The sequence below is a fragment of the Enterobacter sp. S-33 genome, assembly GCF_028735835.1.
Classification (GTDB): Bacteria; Pseudomonadota; Gammaproteobacteria; order Enterobacterales; family Enterobacteriaceae; genus Enterobacter; species Enterobacter vonholyi.
Window position 1 is genome coordinate 216239 of sequence record NZ_CP117838.1, and the last position, 16825, is coordinate 233063.

The following is a 16825-nucleotide window of genomic DNA, read 5'->3' on the forward strand; positions in this document are numbered from 1 at the left end:
GAGCAAATCCGTGAAAGATTTATTAAAGTTTCTGAAAGCGCAGACTAAAACCGAAGAGTTTGATGCGATCAAAATTGCTCTGGCTTCGCCAGACATGATCCGTTCATGGTCTTTCGGTGAAGTTAAAAAGCCGGAAACCATCAACTACCGTACGTTCAAACCTGAGCGTGACGGCCTTTTCTGTGCGCGTATTTTCGGGCCAGTAAAAGATTACGAGTGCCTGTGCGGTAAGTACAAGCGCCTGAAACACCGTGGTGTGATCTGTGAGAAGTGCGGCGTTGAAGTGACCCAGACCAAAGTGCGTCGTGAGCGCATGGGCCACATCGAGCTGGCGTCTCCGACCGCTCACATCTGGTTCCTGAAATCTCTGCCGTCCCGTATCGGTCTGCTGCTGGATATGCCGCTGCGCGATATCGAACGTGTTCTGTACTTCGAATCTTATGTGGTTATCGAAGGCGGGATGACGAACCTGGAACGTCATCAGATCCTGACTGAAGAGCAGTATCTGGACGCGCTGGAAGAGTTCGGTGACGAATTCGACGCGAAGATGGGTGCGGAAGCTATTCAGGCCCTGCTGAAGAGCATGGATCTGGAGCAAGAGTGCGAGCAGCTGCGTGAAGAGCTGAACGAAACCAACTCCGAAACCAAACGAAAAAAGCTGACCAAGCGTATCAAACTGCTGGAAGCGTTCGTTCAGTCTGGTAACAAACCAGAGTGGATGATCCTGACTGTTCTGCCGGTTCTGCCGCCAGATCTGCGTCCACTGGTTCCGCTGGATGGTGGTCGTTTCGCAACGTCCGATCTGAACGATCTGTATCGTCGCGTTATCAACCGTAACAACCGTCTGAAACGTCTGCTGGATCTGGCTGCGCCGGACATCATCGTACGCAACGAAAAACGTATGCTGCAGGAAGCGGTAGATGCCCTGCTGGATAACGGTCGTCGAGGTCGTGCGATCACCGGTTCTAACAAACGTCCTCTGAAATCTTTGGCCGACATGATCAAAGGTAAACAGGGTCGTTTCCGTCAGAACCTGCTCGGTAAGCGTGTTGACTACTCCGGTCGTTCTGTAATCACCGTAGGTCCATACCTGCGTCTGCATCAGTGCGGTCTGCCGAAGAAAATGGCACTGGAGCTGTTCAAACCGTTCATCTACGGCAAGCTGGAACTGCGTGGCCTCGCCACCACCATCAAAGCCGCTAAGAAAATGGTTGAGCGTGAAGAAGCTGTCGTTTGGGATATCCTGGACGAAGTTATCCGCGAACACCCGGTACTGCTGAACCGTGCACCAACTCTGCACCGTTTGGGTATCCAGGCATTTGAGCCAGTCCTGATCGAAGGTAAAGCTATCCAGCTGCACCCGCTGGTTTGTGCGGCCTATAACGCCGACTTCGATGGTGACCAGATGGCTGTTCACGTACCGCTGACGCTGGAAGCCCAGCTCGAAGCGCGTGCGCTGATGATGTCTACCAACAACATCCTGTCCCCAGCGAACGGTGAACCAATTATCGTTCCTTCTCAGGACGTTGTACTGGGTCTGTACTACATGACCCGTGACTGTGTTAACGCCAAAGGCGAAGGCATGGTGCTGACTGGTCCGAAAGAAGCTGAGCGTATTTATCGCGCTGGCCTGGCCTCTCTGCATGCGCGCGTTAAAGTGCGTATCACCGAATACGAAAAAGATGAAAACGGCGAATTCGTTGCGAAAACCAGCCTGAAAGACACGACCGTTGGCCGTGCCATTCTGTGGATGATCGTACCGAAAGGTCTGCCTTTCTCCATCGTCAACCAGGCGCTGGGCAAGAAAGCGATCTCCAAAATGCTGAACACCTGTTACCGCATTCTGGGTCTGAAGCCGACCGTTATCTTCGCTGACCAGACAATGTATACCGGCTTTGCTTACGCAGCGCGTTCAGGTGCATCTGTTGGTATCGATGACATGGTCATCCCAGAGAAGAAACATGAGATCATCTCTGAAGCGGAAGCCGAAGTTGCTGAGATCCAGGAGCAGTTCCAGTCTGGTCTGGTTACCGCGGGCGAACGCTATAACAAAGTTATCGATATCTGGGCAGCGGCGAACGATCGTGTATCCAAAGCGATGATGGATAACCTGCAGACCGAAACCGTGATTAACCGTGACGGCGTAGAAGAGCAGCAGGTTTCCTTCAACAGCATCTACATGATGGCCGACTCCGGTGCGCGTGGTTCCGCAGCACAGATTCGTCAGCTGGCAGGTATGCGTGGTCTGATGGCGAAGCCAGATGGCTCCATCATCGAAACGCCAATCACCGCGAACTTCCGTGAAGGTCTGAACGTACTCCAGTACTTCATCTCCACGCACGGTGCTCGTAAGGGTCTGGCGGATACCGCACTGAAAACTGCGAACTCCGGTTATCTGACGCGTCGTCTGGTTGACGTTGCCCAGGATCTGGTTGTGACCGAAGACGATTGTGGCACCCTCGAAGGTATCACCATGACCCCGGTTATCGAGGGTGGTGATGTTAAAGAGCCACTGCGCGATCGCGTTCTGGGTCGTGTGACCGCGGAAGACATTCTGAAGCCGGGCACTGCAGACATTCTGGTTCCACGCAACACGCTGCTGCACGAGCACTGGTGCGACCTGCTGGAAGCGAACTCTGTTGACTCCGTGAAAGTACGTTCCGTTGTATCCTGTGACACCGATTTTGGTGTATGTGCGCACTGCTACGGTCGTGACCTGGCGCGTGGCCACATCATCAACAAAGGTGAAGCAATCGGCGTTATCGCGGCACAGTCCATCGGTGAGCCGGGTACACAGCTGACGATGCGTACGTTCCACATCGGTGGTGCGGCATCTCGTGCGGCTGCTGAATCCAGCATCCAGGTGAAAAACAAAGGTAGCATCAAGCTCAGCAACGCGAAGTCTGTTGTTAACTCCGCTGGCAAGCTGGTTGTGACCTCTCGTAACACCGAGCTGAAGCTGATCGACGAATTCGGTCGTACCAAAGAGAGCTATAAAGTGCCTTACGGTGCGGTTATGGCGAAAGGTGATGGCGAGCAGGTTGCTGGCGGTGAAACCGTTGCAAACTGGGATCCACACACCATGCCGGTTATCACCGAAGTAAGTGGTTTCATCCGCTTCACTGACATGATCGACGGCCAGACCATTACTCGTCAGACGGACGAGCTGACCGGTCTGTCTTCTCTGGTGGTTCTGGATTCTGCTGAACGTACTACCGGTGGTAAAGATCTGCGTCCTGCACTGAAAATCGTTGATGCTCAGGGTAACGACGTTCTGATCCCGGGTACCGACATGCCTGCGCAGTACTTCCTGCCGGGTAAAGCGATCGTTCAGCTGGAAGATGGCATTCAGATCGGTGCGGGTGATGCTCTGGCGCGTATTCCACAGGAATCCAGCGGTACCAAGGACATCACCGGTGGTCTGCCACGCGTTGCGGACCTGTTCGAAGCACGTCGTCCGAAAGAGCCTGCAATCCTGGCTGAAATCAGCGGTATCATCTCCTTCGGTAAAGAGACCAAAGGGAAGCGCCGTCTGGTTATCACTCCAGTAGATGGCAGCGAACCGTACGAAGAGATGATTCCTAAGTGGCGTCAGCTCAACGTGTTCGAAGGTGAACGTGTAGAACGTGGTGACGTGGTTTCCGATGGTCCAGAAGCTCCGCACGACATTCTGCGTCTTCGTGGCGTACACGCAGTAACGCGTTACATCACCAACGAAGTACAGGACGTTTACCGTCTGCAGGGCGTTAAGATTAACGATAAGCACATCGAAGTTATCGTTCGTCAGATGCTGCGTAAAGCAACCATCGAAAACGCAGGCAGCTCCGAGTTCCTGGAAGGCGAGCAGGTTGAATACTCACGCGTCAAGATCGCTAACCGCGAACTGGAAGCGAACGGCAAAATCGGTGCGACCTTCTCGCGCGATCTGCTGGGTATCACCAAAGCGTCTCTGGCAACCGAGTCCTTCATCTCTGCAGCATCGTTCCAGGAAACGACTCGTGTCCTGACCGAAGCCGCTGTTGCAGGTAAACGTGATGAACTGCGCGGTCTGAAAGAGAACGTCATCGTGGGTCGTCTGATCCCGGCTGGTACCGGTTATGCGTACCATCAGGATCGTATGCGTCGTCGTGCTGCGGGCGAACTGCCAGCTGCACCGCAGGTGACTGCTGAAGATGCATCCGCGAGCCTGGCAGAACTGCTGAACGCAGGTCTGGGCGGTTCCGACAACGAGTAATCGTTGATGCCGTAAATAAAAAACCCGCCTCGGCGGGTTTTTTTACATCTGCATGTATTCAATTCACCAACGGGATCCGACGATAAAGCTCAATCATATCGCCCGCCAGATCCTGAATGACCATGGCGTTCATCAGGTGATCCTGCGAGTGGACGGTGATCAGGTTAACCGGAAGCTTCCCGGTTCCCTCATCAAGACCGATAAGCTGCGTCTGTATAGTGTGCGCATGCTTCACATATTCACGCGACTCTTCCATCGCTTTTTCAGCTTCGTCAAAATCACCTTTACGCGCCATCTGCAACGCCGTCAGGGCTGCACTGCGCGCCGCGCCCGCGTTGACCAGCAGTTCCATAATCGTGGTTTCTAAGTCTTCCATTATGACTCCAGAAGTTTGAGCGCTTTTTCCAGTACGGCATCACCTTTCATCATGCCGTAATCCATCATGTCGATCACCGCGACCTTTTTACCCAACGGGTCGGCCTGCGCCTGGAGTTTAGCCTGCTCGTATTTAACCTGTGGCCCCAGCAATACGATGTCGGCCGTCGCGATGTTGTCTTTAAACTCCGCAACCGGAACGGCTTTAATGGTGACTTCAACTCCTTTTTTCTGCGCGGCGTCTTTCATACGTTGAACCAGCATGCTGGTTGACATTCCCGCTGCACAGCATAAAACGATGTTCTTCATAATCAGCCTCGATCTACATGTGTTTATTGATAATTATCCCGTGCAGACCGCTTCAACAACCGCTTTACCGCGATTGTGTGTCAGGCATCACAAAGAAACCGGTGATTTTCTGAAACCGGTTACAATTTTGCATTGTCAGGCACCCGGCCCGTGGAAACGGGCAGGGTGAAAGAGGCAGGATTAGCTGATGGACGTTCGGTTGATGCGGTTTTTGCCCTGCTGTTTGGCGCTGTAGAGGGCGTTATCAACGCTCCCGACAAATTGCTCCAGCGGTTCAAAATGCCACTCTCCAAGACCGCCGCTGAACGTAACCCGCAGGTTTTCTTCCCGCCAGACGCGCTTTTCAACGGCGGTACGCCACGCTTCCAGCAATGAGAGCGCGGAAGACATCTGCTCAGCCTGGAAGATTACCGCGAACTCTTCTCCACCATAACGGTAAATTGAGACGTGATGTGGCTGCATGATCTGAATCCCTTCGCGAGCCACGTTACGCAGAACAATATCACCGGTCAGGTGGCCCAGCGTGTCGTTAATTGACTTGAAGTTATCAATGTCTACCAGCGCCATCGCGAAAGGCTGCTGGGCATTCAGCAGCTCCGCGACATCGCTGTCGAACGCGCGGCGGTTTTTACAGCCCGTCAGCGCATCGTGAGTGGCCTGGCGAACATACGCCATTTCACGCTCTTTGTTGGACTGAATCGTGTGGCTCAGCATCGCTTCCAGGCGCGGCGCCTCGCTAACATCGCCAGTTTTGATGGCATTGATAATGTGCATCAGCACTGAACGCGAGGCGTGGCGGAGGTATAAGCCGAAGAGGATGATGATGATGGCGGCCAGCGCAAACCCCCAGCCAACGATCGTTGTTTCGTGACGGGTAATATCGGTGAGCGTCTCGCCAGAGACCCGGTAGATGACAAACCAGTCCGGGTTGGTAAACGAGTAGTAGTAATACCAGGCGTTGCTTTTCTTGTCGTAAAGATGACCTTCGCCGCTGGTCATTTTGTCCATCAGCGCTTCGCTCACGTACTGTTTGAACAGCGCGCCGGTATCCGGATGCAGCACCACGGCACCATCGCGTTCGACGACGAAGAATTCCCCCTGAACGGGCGCCACCATCTGGCGCAGGGTGAAGCCCATAGACGTCAAATCGAGATGGAAAGCGAGCGTTCCCTTCAGTCTCCCTTCAGGCGAAATCAAAGGCTTATAGAGTGTTACCGTCGGATGGCCAGTGAAGTAGTCCATGTAGGGACGGGTGTAGTGACTGAAGATACTGGCTTCCGCCTGAGCGACGAACCACGGGCGTGTCCGGGGATCGAAGGTTTTACTCGTCTCCGTGGGGAGCACCTCTGGTGCGCGAAGATAATGCCCCTGCGTGTCCGCCAGCGAGATGGAGGAGACGGTCGGCATCAGGTTCTGCAAATGCATCATCATCTGCAGCCCTTGCGTCGGGTTGACGTTGAGCGTCTCGTTTAGCCTGTCGTCGCGGGCAAAGTACATCGCGGAACGGCCCAGGATATAGTCGTTTTCACGCAGGATAGATTCGGTGTAGTTCACCGCCAGGTTATGCGTGAAGTTGCTATTGATCTTATGATAATCCTCAAGAAAATCCTTTCGTTGCGAAAGCGTTACCGCGATCGCGATCACCGCAAAACTGCAGAGGATCCCCGCAAAGCTGAGCATGATTGGCCGTGTAAAAGAGAGCTTTTTGCTGTGAAGTGCCATGAGCTGTACATCGTTCCTGATGGTGAATATTTTTCGTCTGCCGATATCCTCTCAGCATAGTCGCTGTCCTGCGGTTAGCGGTGAATTATACGGCGCACGATTTCTGACGAGATGATTTATCTTAAGAACCATTAAGAAAATACTTATTCATTTGCCGGGGGCAGTTTGTGAAATGAATCAGAGGCAGGGCGAAACGAGGAAGAAGCTTTTCGCCCCGGTCAGCATCCGTTGCTGACCTTGTGACAATAAAAAACCGGACGATCGATGACAATCATCCGGTTTTGCCTTTTCGTAGCGTCTCGACAAATTTCTATGATGTTGCTGTGCGTTTCAACGTCATTGCGAGGCTCTTCCCAGCCAGCTGTCCCAGTCTTTCCAGACAGGCTGAAGGCCCTGCGCCGTCAGGGCTGCGGCGACCGCTTCCGGACGTCGCCCGTCATGCGGCACAAACTGCTCCAGCTCCGGACGATCGTCGGCGTAGCCGCCAGGCTGCGTTTTGGAAAATGCGCTGACGTTGTTAATTGCAAGCGGGATAACGCGATCGCGAAACGCCGGGGACTCACGCGTTGAGAGCGATAATTCAACTTCCGGGGCGAGCAGGCGAAACGCGCAGATCGTCTGCACCAGCTGGCGTTCATCCATTAGCGAAGCCGGTTCGATCCCTCCCGCACAGGGGCGCAGGCGCGGGAAGGAGATGGAATAACGGCTCTGCCAGTAGTGCTGCTGGAGCCACAGCAAATGTTCCGCCACCATATAACAATCCACCCGCCAGCTGTCGGAGAGCCCGATCAGCGCACCCAGACCGATTTTGTCGATACCCGCGCGGCCGAGCCTGTCCGGCGTTTCCAGCCGGAAAAAGAAATCCTGTTTCTTACCCTTCAGGTGGTGCCGGGCGTACGTCGCCTCATGATAGGTTTCCTGGTAGACCATGACCCCGTCCAGCCCGAGGTTTTTGAGCTCTGCGTACTCCTCCTGCGACAGGGGCTGCACTTCCATCTGCAACGACGCAAACTGACGACGAATGGCGGGAAGGTGCTGACGGAAATAGTCCATTCCCACTTTTCCCTGATGTTCGCCCGTGACCAGCAGAAGATGTTCAAAGCCCATTTCACGAATGGCCGCACACTCCCGGGAAATCTCATCTTCATCGAGCGTTTTACGCTTGATGCGGTTGCTCATGGAAAAACCGCAGTAGGTGCAGTCATTGGCGCACAGGTTGGAGAGATAGAGCGGCACGTAGAAGCTCACCGTGTTGCCAAAACGCTGGCGGGTGAGCCGCTGTGCTCGCTGGGCCATCGGTTCGAGGTACGCGCTCGCCGCGGGGGAGAGCAGGGCCATCAGATCCTCGCGGGTCAGATGGCGGGCATGCAGCGCGCGCTCCACGTCAGCCGCCGTTTTGCTGTTGATGCGCAGGGCAATGTCGTCCCAGTTAAGCTGCCGCCAGCGCTCGGTAAACGTGCTCATGAGATCGCCTCCAGAAAACCGGTCAGCGGGCTGGTGGCCTGCGCCTGGAAACTGCGCGAACCGGGGCCGGCTCCCCTTGCCAGCAGGCCAGCCTCTACGGCCATGCGGAATGCACGCGCCATCATGACCGGGTCGTCGGCAACCGAGATGGCCGTGTTGACCAGCACCGCGTCGGCGCCCATCTCCAGCGCTTGCGCGGCATGGCTGGGCACGCCAATGCCCGCATCAACGACCACCGGCACGGTGGCCTGCTCGATGATGATCTCCAGCATCGCGCGGGTTTCCAGCCCCTGGTTGGAGCCAATGGGGGCCCCCAGCGGCATGACGGCAGCGCATCCGACCTCTTCGAGACGTTTGCACAAAACAGGGTCAGCGCCGCAGTAAGGCAGAACGGTAAACCCTTGCTGCACCAGCTTTTCAGCCGCTTTCAGCGTTTCAATCGGGTCGGGCAGCAGCCAGCGGGCATCCGGATGGATTTCCAGCTTTAGCCAGCGGGTGCCGAGCGCCTCGCGGGCCAGCTGCGCGGCAAAAATCGCCTCTTCGGCCGTTTTGGCGCCGGAGGTGTTGGGCAACAGCGTGACGCCTGCTTCCAGCAACGGAGCCAGAATGGCATCGCTGTGGTGGCGCAGATCCACGCGCTTGAGCGCCAGCGTCACCAGCTGGCTGCCGCTTTCGCGAATGGCATCCACCATCAGCTGCGGCGAGGCGAATTTTCCGGTTCCGGTAAACAGATGCGAATCAAAAACCTTATCGGCAATACGTAACATCTCAGCCCCCTGCGATAACCTGAAACAGCAGGATCTGGTCGCCTTCATTGACCTGCTGATGTTCCCACTGCTCGCGCGGCAGGATCTGTTGATTGAGCGCCAGCGCCGTTCCCGGCTTGAGCTGACGCAGCTTGTCGAGCAGTGCGGCAACGGTAAGCCCGTCGTCGCATCTCATCGGCTCATCGTTAAACAGAATGCGCATCGCGGTCTCCACATACCGGGCAGCGGCTGGCGCGGCGTAACGCCAGCTGGCGCCAGCTGCTGGAGCGAGCATCAAACAGCCGCAGCGTATTGCGTTCCGTCTCCATGCCGCTGAGCAGCTTGATGGCCTCCAGTGCCTGCATGGTGCCCATCACCCCGACCACCGGGCCAAGAATGCCCGCCGTACGGCAGTTGCGCGTCGGCTCGGCATCGTCCGGCCACAGGCAGCGATAGCAACCCTGCGACCACGGCGGGGTCAGGACCATCATTTGCCCGCCGAACCCCACCGCGCTGGCGGTAATGAGCGGCGTATGATTTGCCACGCAGGCGGCGTTAATCGCCTGGCGCGTCGCCATGTTGTCCGTGCAGTCCAGTACCACGTCGGCAAGGGCGACTTCACGGCGCAGGCTTTCACCGCTAAGCCGCTCCTGTAAGGCAACCAGCTCGATATCCGGGTTGAGCTGCGCCAGGCGCTGCCGGGTGATTTGCGCTTTCGGCTGGCTGATATCCTCGGTGGTAAAGAGGATTTGTCGCTGCAGGTTGCTGAGGTGGACCTCATCGTCGTCCGCCAGCACCAGCGTGCCGATGCCCGCGCCTGCCAGATAGAGCGCGGCGGGCGCGCCTAATCCGCCCAGACCGACAATCAGCACCCGGCTGGCGAGCAGTTTTTGCTGGCCATCGATGGCGATATCCTCCAGCAGGATCTGACGGCTATAGCGCATAAAATCACGATCGTTCATCGCCTGCTCCTGCCAGCTGTAACAGCTGTTCGGTGGCGAGACGCCAGTCTGCGGCCTGGGTGATGGCGCTGACGACGGCGATGCTGCCGACGCCGGTCTCCAGCACCGCCGGGGCACGTTCAAGGCTGATTCCGCCGATGGCGACGGTGGGGTAATCGGCAAGGCGTTTAACGTGACTTGCCAGCTGCGTCAGACCCTGCGGAGCGGAGGGCATCTGCTTGGTTTGCGTCGGGAAGACGTGACCGAGCGCGATGTAAGAGGGACGAGCCGCCAGGGCCACGTCAATCTCCATGTCATCGTGCGTTGACACGCCCAGACGCAACCCGGCTTCACGGATTGCGCTCAGATCCGTTGTTACCAGGTCCTCCTGGCCCAGATGCACGCCGTACGCCCGGTGCTTAACGGCCAGCCGCCAGTAGTCGTTGATAAACAGGCGGGCGTTATACCGGCGCCCCAGCGCGATGGCGGCAACCACATCGGCTTCCACCTCGTCATCGCGTTTATCCTTGATGCGCAGCTGGATCGTTCGAACGCCTGTCTCCAGCAGGCGCTCTATCCACGCCACGCTGTCCACCACCGGATAGAGCCCTAAACGGAAGGGGACGGGTGGGAAATCAGGCTGGTACATTACGCCTCCTCTTTTTTGAGGTAGATTTCGCCGCCTTTGGCGCGGAAGGTTTCGGACATGTCCGCCATACCCACTTCAATGGTTTGCGTGGCGGCGTAGTCGCGCACCTCCTGGCTGATTTTCATCGAGCAGAACTTCGGCCCACACATGGAGCAGAAGTGCGCGACTTTGCCCGATTCCTGCGGCAGGGTTTCGTCGTGGTAGGCGCGGGCGGTGAACGGATCCAGCGCCAGGTTGAACTGGTCTTCCCAGCGGAATTCAAAGCGCGCCTTCGACATGGCGTTATCACGGATTTGCGCGCCCGGATGGCCCTTGGCCAGATCCGCCGCGTGGGCGGCAATCTTGTAGGTGATCAGCCCCTGCTTCACGTCCTCTTTGTTTGGCAGCCCGAGGTGCTCTTTCGGCGTCACGTAGCACAGCATGGCGCAGCCGAACCAGCCGATCATCGCCGCGCCAATGCCTGACGTGAAGTGGTCATAGCCCGGCGCGATGTCGGTGGTCAGTGGCCCCAGCGTGTAGAACGGCGCTTCGTGGCAGTGCTCCAGCTCCTCGGTCATGTTGCGGCGGATCATCTGCATCGGCACGTGTCCCGGGCCTTCAATCATCACCTGCACGTCATACTCCCAGGCGATTTTGGTCAGTTCGCCCAGCGTGTGGAGCTCGGCAAACTGCGCTTCGTCGTTGGCGTCACGGATGGAACCCGGGCGCAGGCCGTCGCCCAGCGACAGGGAGACGTCATAGGCGGCGCAGATTTCGCAGATCTCGCGGAAGTGTTCGTAGAGGAAGTTCTCCTGGTGGTGGGAGAGGCACCACTTCGCCATGATGGAGCCGCCGCGCGAGACGATGCCGGTCAGACGCTTCGCGGTCATCGGCACGTAGCGCAGCAGCACGCCCGCGTGAATGGTGAAGTAGTCCACGCCTTGCTCGGCCTGCTCCAGCAGGGTGTCGCGGAACGCTTCCCAAGTGAGGTCTTCGGCAATGCCGTTGACCTTCTCCAGCGCCTGATAAATCGGGACGGTGCCAATCGGTACCGGGCTGTTACGCAGGATCCATTCGCGGGTTTCATGGATATAGCGGCCGGTGGAGAGATCCATTACCGTGTCCGCACCCCAGCGCGTGGACCAGACCAGCTTTTCCACCTCTTCTTCGATGGAGGAGGTGACGGCCGAGTTACCGATGTTAGCGTTGACCTTCACCAGGAAGTTGCGGCCGATAATCATCGGCTCGGATTCCGGGTGGTTAATGTTGGCGGGGATAATCGCGCGGCCGGCGGCCACTTCGTCACGTACAAATTCCGGCGTGATGTTCTCCGGCAGGCGCGCGCCAAAGCCTTCACCAGGATGCTGATAGCGCAGCACTTCGCTGCGGATACGCTCGCGACCCATGTTTTCACGGATGGCGATGAACTCCATCTCCGGCGTGACGATACCCTGGCGGGCGTAGTGCAGCTGGGTCACGCATTTACCCGCTTTAGCACGTTTTGGCGTCAGCAGGCCGGTAAAGCGCAACTCGTCCAGACCGTCGTCGGCCAGGCGCTCTTTGGTGTACGCAGAGCTGAGCACGCTCAGCTCTTCGCAGTCGTTACGCGCGTCAATCCACGGCTGGCGCAGCTTTGCCAGCCCCTGCTGGACGTTGATGGCAACATCAGGATCGCCGTATGGGCCGGAGGTGTCATACACCGGCACGGCTTCGTTGTCTTCATACTGCGGATTCTGTTTGCTGCCGCCGATAAGCGTCGGGCTGAGCTGGATTTCGCGCATCGGGACGCGGATATCGGCCTGCGAGCCGGAAATGTAGATGCGTTTCGAGTTGGGGAAAGCGGTGCCTTCCAGGGTATCGATGAAGTGTTGGGCCTGTGCGCGCTGTTCGCGGCGGGTCAGTTTTGCAGTAGACATAGCTCATTCCAAAAGTGAAGGACATGGCTTGTCAGACGACGGATGAAGCAAGAGAGGATCGCCCGGTGGGCGATACAACAGCAGTGTGACTCTTGTTCCCTTCGCAGGTATTAACCTGATCAGGTTCCGCGGATCCCGAATTAACGGTCTCAGCCCGGCTTTCGCTCTGGGCACTCCGACAAGAAAAATCCCCCTCGTGAGAGGGGCGAATGGTTGTAAATTACTCGTTAACGATTAAGAACTCAAGCAGGGCGCGCGACGTTCTCTTCGTTACTGATGTTCAAATCATTGTCCAGGGCGAGAGAGATCAGCTTGTCTTCCAGCGTGAATCGCTCCTCCAGCGCTTCGCCGAGGTCGGATAGCGCTTTCTGGAACTCAAGATAGTTATCGTGATCGATGGCATTCTCGAGCGTGGAATCATAGTAATCCATGATCTGCTGGGTATTGGCTTCCAGCAGCGGATAGAGCTTGCTGGCCGCTAAATACGGCGTTGTCCCTTCCATTTCGCGGATAATGCGTTCATAAATATTGAAATGGCCGTCGGACAGATAGTCGACCAGGCCCTGACAAAAATCATCCAGCGCTTTTTCGTTCAGTCGCATAAACGATTCTTTGCCAGGCTTAATGCCGACCAGATTGTAATAAGCCACGAGTAGATGCTTGCGCACATGCAGCCAGCGATCCACCAGTTTGTTACTTCCTCTAACGCGCTCAGTCAGGCTTTCTAGCTGGTTTAACATGGTCGACTCCGCAAAGTGTAGGATTGAATCTGCTCATCCAGAATGTAACCACAATGCTAACAACATGTCAGTGAAGCGAAGGTAGTGCAATAGATATGGATCGTATTATTGAAAAATCAGATCTGGGTTGGTGGATCGTCAGCCACGAACAAAAATTATGGTTGCCCGGTGGAGAACTGCCCTACGGTGCGGCGGAAACGTTCGATCTCGTGGGCCAGCCTGCGCTAGAGATCGGCGAGTGGCAGGGTGAGCCTGTGTGGTTGATCCAGCAAGCGCGTCGTCAGGATATGGGATCCGTTCGCCAGGTGTTGGATCTGGACGTGGGCCTGTTCCAGCTGGCGGGGCGCGGCGTGCAGTTGGCGGAGTTTTATCGCTCGCACAAATACTGCGGCTACTGCGGTCATACCATGCACCCGAGCAAAACCGAGTGGGCGATGCTCTGCAGCCACTGCCGCGAGCGCTACTATCCGCAGATTGCGCCGTGCATTATCGTCGCTATCCGCCGGGATGATTCCATTCTGCTGGCGCAGCATACACGTCATCGCAACGGCGTACACACCGTGCTGGCCGGCTTCGTCGAGGTGGGCGAAACGCTGGAGCAGGCGGTGGCGCGCGAGGTAATGGAGGAGAGCGGCATCAAAGTGAAGAACCTGCGCTACGTCACCTCCCAGCCGTGGCCGTTCCCGCAGTCGCTGATGACGGCCTTTATGGCCGAATATGACAGCGGCGAGATCGTTATCGATCGGAAAGAGCTGCTGGACGCGAACTGGTATCGCTATGACGATCTACCGCTGCTCCCCCCACCGGGTACCGTGGCGCGTCGGCTAATAGAAGATACCGTGGCGATGTGTCGGGCCGAGTATGAGTAGTGTTACACTGAGGCCATGACGCTTAAGGAACTGCAAAAATGACCGAACTGAAGAACGATCGTTATCTGCGTGCGCTGCTGCGCCAGCCCGTTGATGTCACCCCGGTGTGGATGATGCGCCAGGCGGGACGCTATCTGCCAGAGTACAAAGCCACGCGCGCGCAGGCGGGCGATTTTATGTCGCTTTGCAAAAACGCCGAGCTGGCCTGTGAAGTGACGCTCCAGCCGCTGCGCCGCTTCCCGCTGGATGCGGCGATCCTCTTCTCGGATATTCTGACCATTCCGGATGCGATGGGCCTTGGCCTGTACTTCGAAACCGGTGAAGGTCCGCGTTTCACCGCTCCGATCAAAAGCAAAGCCGACGTGGACAAGCTGCCGATCCCCGATCCGGAAGGCGAACTGGGCTACGTGATGAACGCCGTGCGCACCATTTGCCGCGAGCTGAAAGGTGAAGTGCCGCTGATTGGCTTCTCAGGCAGCCCGTGGACGCTGGCGACCTATATGGTGGAAGGGGGCAGCAGCAAAGCCTTCACCATGATTAAAAAGATGATGTACGCCGAGCCGCTGGCCCTGCATGCGCTGCTCGACAAGCTGGCGAAGAGCGTTACGCTCTATCTGAACGCGCAGATTAAGGCGGGCGCGCAGTCGGTGATGATTTTCGATACCTGGGGCGGCGTGCTGACCGGGCGCGATTATCAGCAGTTCTCCCTGTATTACATGCATAAAATCGTTGATGGCCTGCTGCGTGAAAACGAAGGTCGCCGCGTGCCGGTGACGCTGTTCACCAAAGGTGGCGGCCAGTGGCTGGAAGCGATGGCGGCAACCGGCTGCGACGCGCTGGGTCTCGACTGGACCACCGATATTGCCGATGCGCGTCGTCGCGTGGGCGACAAAGTAGCGCTGCAGGGCAATATGGACCCGTCCATGCTTTATGCGCCGCCAGCCCGCATTGAAGAAGAAGTGTCGACTATACTGTCTGGTTTCGGCCAGGGGGAAGGCCACGTCTTTAACCTCGGCCACGGCATTCATCAGGATGTGCCGCCAGAACACGCAGGCGTATTTGTGGAGGCGGTGCATCGGCTTTCTGCCCAGTATCACAAGTAAGGAGTCGTTATGGATCTCGCGTCGCTACGCGCTCAACAAATCGAACTGGCCTCATCGGTGATCCGCGAGGATCGTCTGGATAAGGACCCTCCGCAGTACATTGGCGGAGCAGACGTCGGGTTCGAGCAGGGCGGGGACGTGACGCGAGCGGCGATGGTGGTACTGAAATACCCTTCGCTCGAGCTGGTGGAGTACAAGGTCGCGCGTATCGCGACCACCATGCCGTATATTCCGGGCTTTCTCTCCTTCCGCGAATATCCCGCGCTGCTGGCAGCGTGGGAGCAGCTCTCGCAAAAACCTGACCTGCTGTTTGTCGATGGGCACGGGATCTCACACCCGCGTCGTTTAGGCGTTGCCAGTCATTTTGGGCTGCTGGTGGATGTGCCGACCATTGGCGTCGCCAAGAAACGCCTGTGCGGCGCGTTTGAACCTCTTTCATCCGAGCCGGGTGCGCTGGCGCCGCTTATCCATAAAGGCGAGCAGCTGGCGTGGGTCTGGCGCAGCAAGGCACGCTGTAACCCGCTCTTTATCGCTACCGGGCACCGTGTGAGCATGGACAGCGCCCTCGCGTGGGTGCAGCGCTGCATGAAGGGCTACCGCTTGCCGGAGCCGACGCGCTGGGCAGACGCCGTGGCGTCTTCACGTCCGGCTTTTGTTCGTTGGCAGGAAATTCAGCGATGATTCAGGTAAACTGCGCCTAATTTTCGATTCGAGAGATCATCATGCTACAAAACCCGATTCACCTGCGCCTTGAAAAGCTGGAAAGCTGGCAGCACGTCACCTTCATGGCTTGCCTGTGCGAGCGCATGTATCCCAACTATGCCGCGTTCTGCAAGCAGACCGGCTTTGGTGATGGCCATATCTACCGCCGCATTCTGGATCTGATCTGGGAAACGCTGACGGTGAAAGACGCGAAGGTGAATTTCGACTCTCAGCTCGAAAAGCTGGAAGAGGCGATCCCGGTGGCGGATGATTTTGACCTGTACGGCGTCTACCCGGCAATTGATGCCTGCGTGGCGTTAAGCGAACTGCTTCACTCCCGTCTGAGCGGTGAAACGCTGGAGCACGCTATTGAAGTCAGTAAGGCATCTATTACGACCGTCGCGATGCTGGAAATGACCCAGGAAGGTCGGGAAATGACCGACGAAGAGCTGCGTGCGAACCCGGCGGTTGAGCAAGAATGGGACATTCAGTGGGAAATTTTCCGCCTGTTAGCAGAGTGTGAAGAACGCGATATTGAGCTGATAAAAGGGCTGCGCGCGGACTTACGAGAGGCTGGCGAGAGCAATATTGGTATAATTTTTAACCAATGAGACAATAAATCTTGAGATAACGCCCGTTTTGTCGCTCCTCGACTCTTCCCTTTCGCCCCTTGTCTGGTCTACATTTGGGGGGCGAAAAAAAGTGGCTATCGGTGCGTGTATGCAGGAGAGTGCTTTTTTGGCATTTTCGTCGCACTCGATGCTTAGCAAGCGATAAACACATTGAAAGGATAACTTATGAACAAGACTCAACTGATTGATGTAATTGCGGACAAGGCTGATCTGTCTAAAGTGCAGGCTAAAGCTGCTCTGGAATCTACCCTGGCTGCTATTACTGAGTCTCTGAAAGAAGGTGATGCTGTACAACTGGTTGGTTTCGGTACCTTCAAAGTGAACCACCGCGCTGAGCGTACTGGCCGCAACCCGCAGACCGGTAAAGAAATCAAAATCGCCGCAGCTAACGTGCCGGCATTTGTTTCTGGTAAAGCACTGAAAGACGCTGTTAAGTAAGACGCG

General features: G+C 56.7%; 16 protein-coding genes and 1 riboswitch. Of the genes, 6 read left to right on the top strand and 10 right to left on the bottom strand.

Annotation, left to right across the window (positions count from 1 at the left end; all coding sequences use genetic code 11):
- Positions 1 to 10 precede the first annotated feature (10 nt).
- Positions 11 to 4234: a DNA-directed RNA polymerase subunit beta' gene (gene rpoC / locus PUP35_RS00985; RefSeq protein ID WP_023309968.1), complete on the top strand. Its 4224-nt coding sequence runs from the start codon at positions 11 to 13 to the stop codon at positions 4232 to 4234.
- Between the two features lie 58 nt (positions 4235 to 4292).
- On the opposite strand, the gene PUP35_RS00990 is transcribed toward rpoC, so the two are convergent.
- From PUP35_RS00990 to rsd, 10 genes are all read right to left on the bottom strand, one after another.
- Positions 4293 to 4610 (bottom strand): PTS lactose/cellobiose transporter subunit IIA, encoded by a 318-nt coding sequence (locus PUP35_RS00990; protein ID WP_003862327.1) that lies wholly within the window; start codon positions 4608 to 4610, stop codon positions 4293 to 4295.
- Positions 4610 to 4918 (bottom strand): PTS sugar transporter subunit IIB, encoded by a 309-nt coding sequence (locus tag PUP35_RS00995; RefSeq protein ID WP_010425948.1) that lies wholly within the window; start codon positions 4916 to 4918, stop codon positions 4610 to 4612. Before PUP35_RS00995 ends, PUP35_RS00990 begins: the two co-directional genes overlap by 1 nt.
- Before the next feature lie 180 nt (positions 4919 to 5098).
- Positions 5099 to 6640, bottom strand: coding sequence for a sensor domain-containing diguanylate cyclase (locus PUP35_RS01000; RefSeq protein ID WP_115877033.1), 1542 nt, complete (start codon positions 6638 to 6640; stop codon positions 5099 to 5101).
- Positions 6641 to 6976: 336 nt separating this feature from the next.
- The gene (thiH, locus tag PUP35_RS01005; protein WP_111966107.1) at positions 6977 to 8104 is read right to left on the bottom strand and encodes a 2-iminoacetate synthase ThiH; all 1128 of its coding nucleotides are present in this window, start codon (positions 8102 to 8104) and stop codon (positions 6977 to 6979) included.
- Positions 8101 to 8871: a thiazole synthase gene (gene thiG / locus PUP35_RS01010; RefSeq protein ID WP_127729200.1), complete on the bottom strand. Its 771-nt coding sequence runs from the start codon at positions 8869 to 8871 to the stop codon at positions 8101 to 8103. Before thiG ends, thiH begins: the two co-directional genes overlap by 4 nt.
- A gap of 1 nt (position 8872) precedes the next feature.
- Positions 8873 to 9073: a sulfur carrier protein ThiS gene (gene thiS, locus PUP35_RS01015; RefSeq protein ID WP_032644502.1), complete on the bottom strand. Its 201-nt coding sequence runs from the start codon at positions 9071 to 9073 to the stop codon at positions 8873 to 8875.
- Complete coding sequence (locus tag PUP35_RS01020) at positions 9057 to 9812, bottom strand: HesA/MoeB/ThiF family protein (protein WP_115877034.1); 756 nt, start codon at positions 9810 to 9812, stop codon at positions 9057 to 9059. The genes thiS and PUP35_RS01020 overlap by 17 nt, the downstream gene beginning before the upstream one ends.
- Positions 9799 to 10440: a thiamine phosphate synthase gene (gene thiE, locus PUP35_RS01025; RefSeq protein ID WP_274241672.1), complete on the bottom strand. Its 642-nt coding sequence runs from the start codon at positions 10438 to 10440 to the stop codon at positions 9799 to 9801. The genes PUP35_RS01020 and thiE overlap by 14 nt, the downstream gene beginning before the upstream one ends.
- Complete coding sequence (thiC, locus tag PUP35_RS01030; RefSeq protein WP_274241673.1) at positions 10440 to 12335, bottom strand: phosphomethylpyrimidine synthase ThiC; 1896 nt, start codon at positions 12333 to 12335, stop codon at positions 10440 to 10442. The genes thiE and thiC overlap by 1 nt, the downstream gene beginning before the upstream one ends.
- A gap of 79 nt (positions 12336 to 12414) precedes the next feature.
- Positions 12415 to 12523: riboswitch (TPP riboswitch) on the bottom strand.
- Positions 12524 to 12577: 54 nt separating this feature from the next.
- A complete protein-coding gene (gene rsd, locus PUP35_RS01035; protein WP_111966112.1) occupies positions 12578 to 13075 on the bottom strand; it encodes a sigma D regulator in 498 nt (165 codons plus the stop codon).
- 95 nt (positions 13076 to 13170) lie between these two features.
- Between rsd and nudC the strand changes: the two genes are divergently transcribed.
- The 5 genes from nudC to hupA all read left to right on the top strand — a co-directional run bounded on the left by nudC (position 13171) and on the right by hupA (position 16819).
- Positions 13171 to 13944, top strand: coding sequence for an NAD(+) diphosphatase (gene nudC / locus PUP35_RS01040; RefSeq protein ID WP_115877038.1), 774 nt, complete (start codon positions 13171 to 13173; stop codon positions 13942 to 13944).
- Positions 13945 to 13982: 38 nt separating this feature from the next.
- On the top strand, positions 13983 to 15047 hold the full coding sequence (gene hemE, locus PUP35_RS01045) for a uroporphyrinogen decarboxylase (protein WP_274241674.1): 1065 nt from the start codon (positions 13983 to 13985) through the stop codon (positions 15045 to 15047).
- 9 nt (positions 15048 to 15056) lie between these two features.
- Positions 15057 to 15728, top strand: coding sequence for a deoxyribonuclease V (gene nfi, locus PUP35_RS01050; RefSeq protein WP_025910411.1), 672 nt, complete (start codon positions 15057 to 15059; stop codon positions 15726 to 15728).
- Positions 15729 to 15769: 41 nt separating this feature from the next.
- Positions 15770 to 16360, top strand: a complete 591-nt coding sequence (locus tag PUP35_RS01055; RefSeq protein WP_008503468.1) for a YjaG family protein — start codon at positions 15770 to 15772, stop codon at positions 16358 to 16360.
- A 186-nt stretch (positions 16361 to 16546) separates the two neighbouring features.
- Positions 16547 to 16819 (top strand): nucleoid-associated protein HU-alpha, encoded by a 273-nt coding sequence (gene hupA / locus PUP35_RS01060; RefSeq protein WP_002445246.1) that lies wholly within the window; start codon positions 16547 to 16549, stop codon positions 16817 to 16819.
- The last annotated feature ends 6 nt before the right edge of the window (positions 16820 to 16825 follow it).

Bases quoted from the DNA above. Each gene is read 5' to 3' on its own strand.
- PUP35_RS00990 (WP_003862327.1), bottom strand. From the start codon at position 4,610: ATGGAAGACTTAGAAACCACGATTATGGAACTGCTGGTCAACGCGGGC.
- PUP35_RS00995 (WP_010425948.1), bottom strand. From the start codon at position 4,918: ATGAAGAACATCGTTTTATGCTGTGCAGCGGGAATGTCAACCAGCATG.
- PUP35_RS01000 (WP_115877033.1), bottom strand. From the start codon at position 6,640: ATGGCACTTCACAGCAAAAAGCTCTCTTTTACACGGCCAATCATGCTC.
- thiH (WP_111966107.1), bottom strand. From the start codon at position 8,104: ATGAGCACGTTTACCGAGCGCTGGCGGCAGCTTAACTGGGACGACATT.
- thiG (WP_127729200.1), bottom strand. From the start codon at position 8,871: ATGTTACGTATTGCCGATAAGGTTTTTGATTCGCATCTGTTTACCGGA.
- thiS (WP_032644502.1), bottom strand. From the start codon at position 9,073: ATGCGCATTCTGTTTAACGATGAGCCGATGAGATGCGACGACGGGCTT.
- PUP35_RS01020 (WP_115877034.1), bottom strand. From the start codon at position 9,812: ATGAACGATCGTGATTTTATGCGCTATAGCCGTCAGATCCTGCTGGAG.
- thiE (WP_274241672.1), bottom strand. From the start codon at position 10,440: ATGTACCAGCCTGATTTCCCACCCGTCCCCTTCCGTTTAGGGCTCTAT.
- thiC (WP_274241673.1), bottom strand. From the start codon at position 12,335: ATGTCTACTGCAAAACTGACCCGCCGCGAACAGCGCGCACAGGCCCAA.
- rsd (WP_111966112.1), bottom strand. From the start codon at position 13,075: ATGTTAAACCAGCTAGAAAGCCTGACTGAGCGCGTTAGAGGAAGTAAC.
- nudC (WP_115877038.1), top strand. From the start codon at position 13,171: ATGGATCGTATTATTGAAAAATCAGATCTGGGTTGGTGGATCGTCAGC.
- hemE (WP_274241674.1), top strand. From the start codon at position 13,983: ATGACCGAACTGAAGAACGATCGTTATCTGCGTGCGCTGCTGCGCCAG.
- nfi (WP_025910411.1), top strand. From the start codon at position 15,057: ATGGATCTCGCGTCGCTACGCGCTCAACAAATCGAACTGGCCTCATCG.
- PUP35_RS01055 (WP_008503468.1), top strand. From the start codon at position 15,770: ATGCTACAAAACCCGATTCACCTGCGCCTTGAAAAGCTGGAAAGCTGG.
- hupA (WP_002445246.1), top strand. From the start codon at position 16,547: ATGAACAAGACTCAACTGATTGATGTAATTGCGGACAAGGCTGATCTG.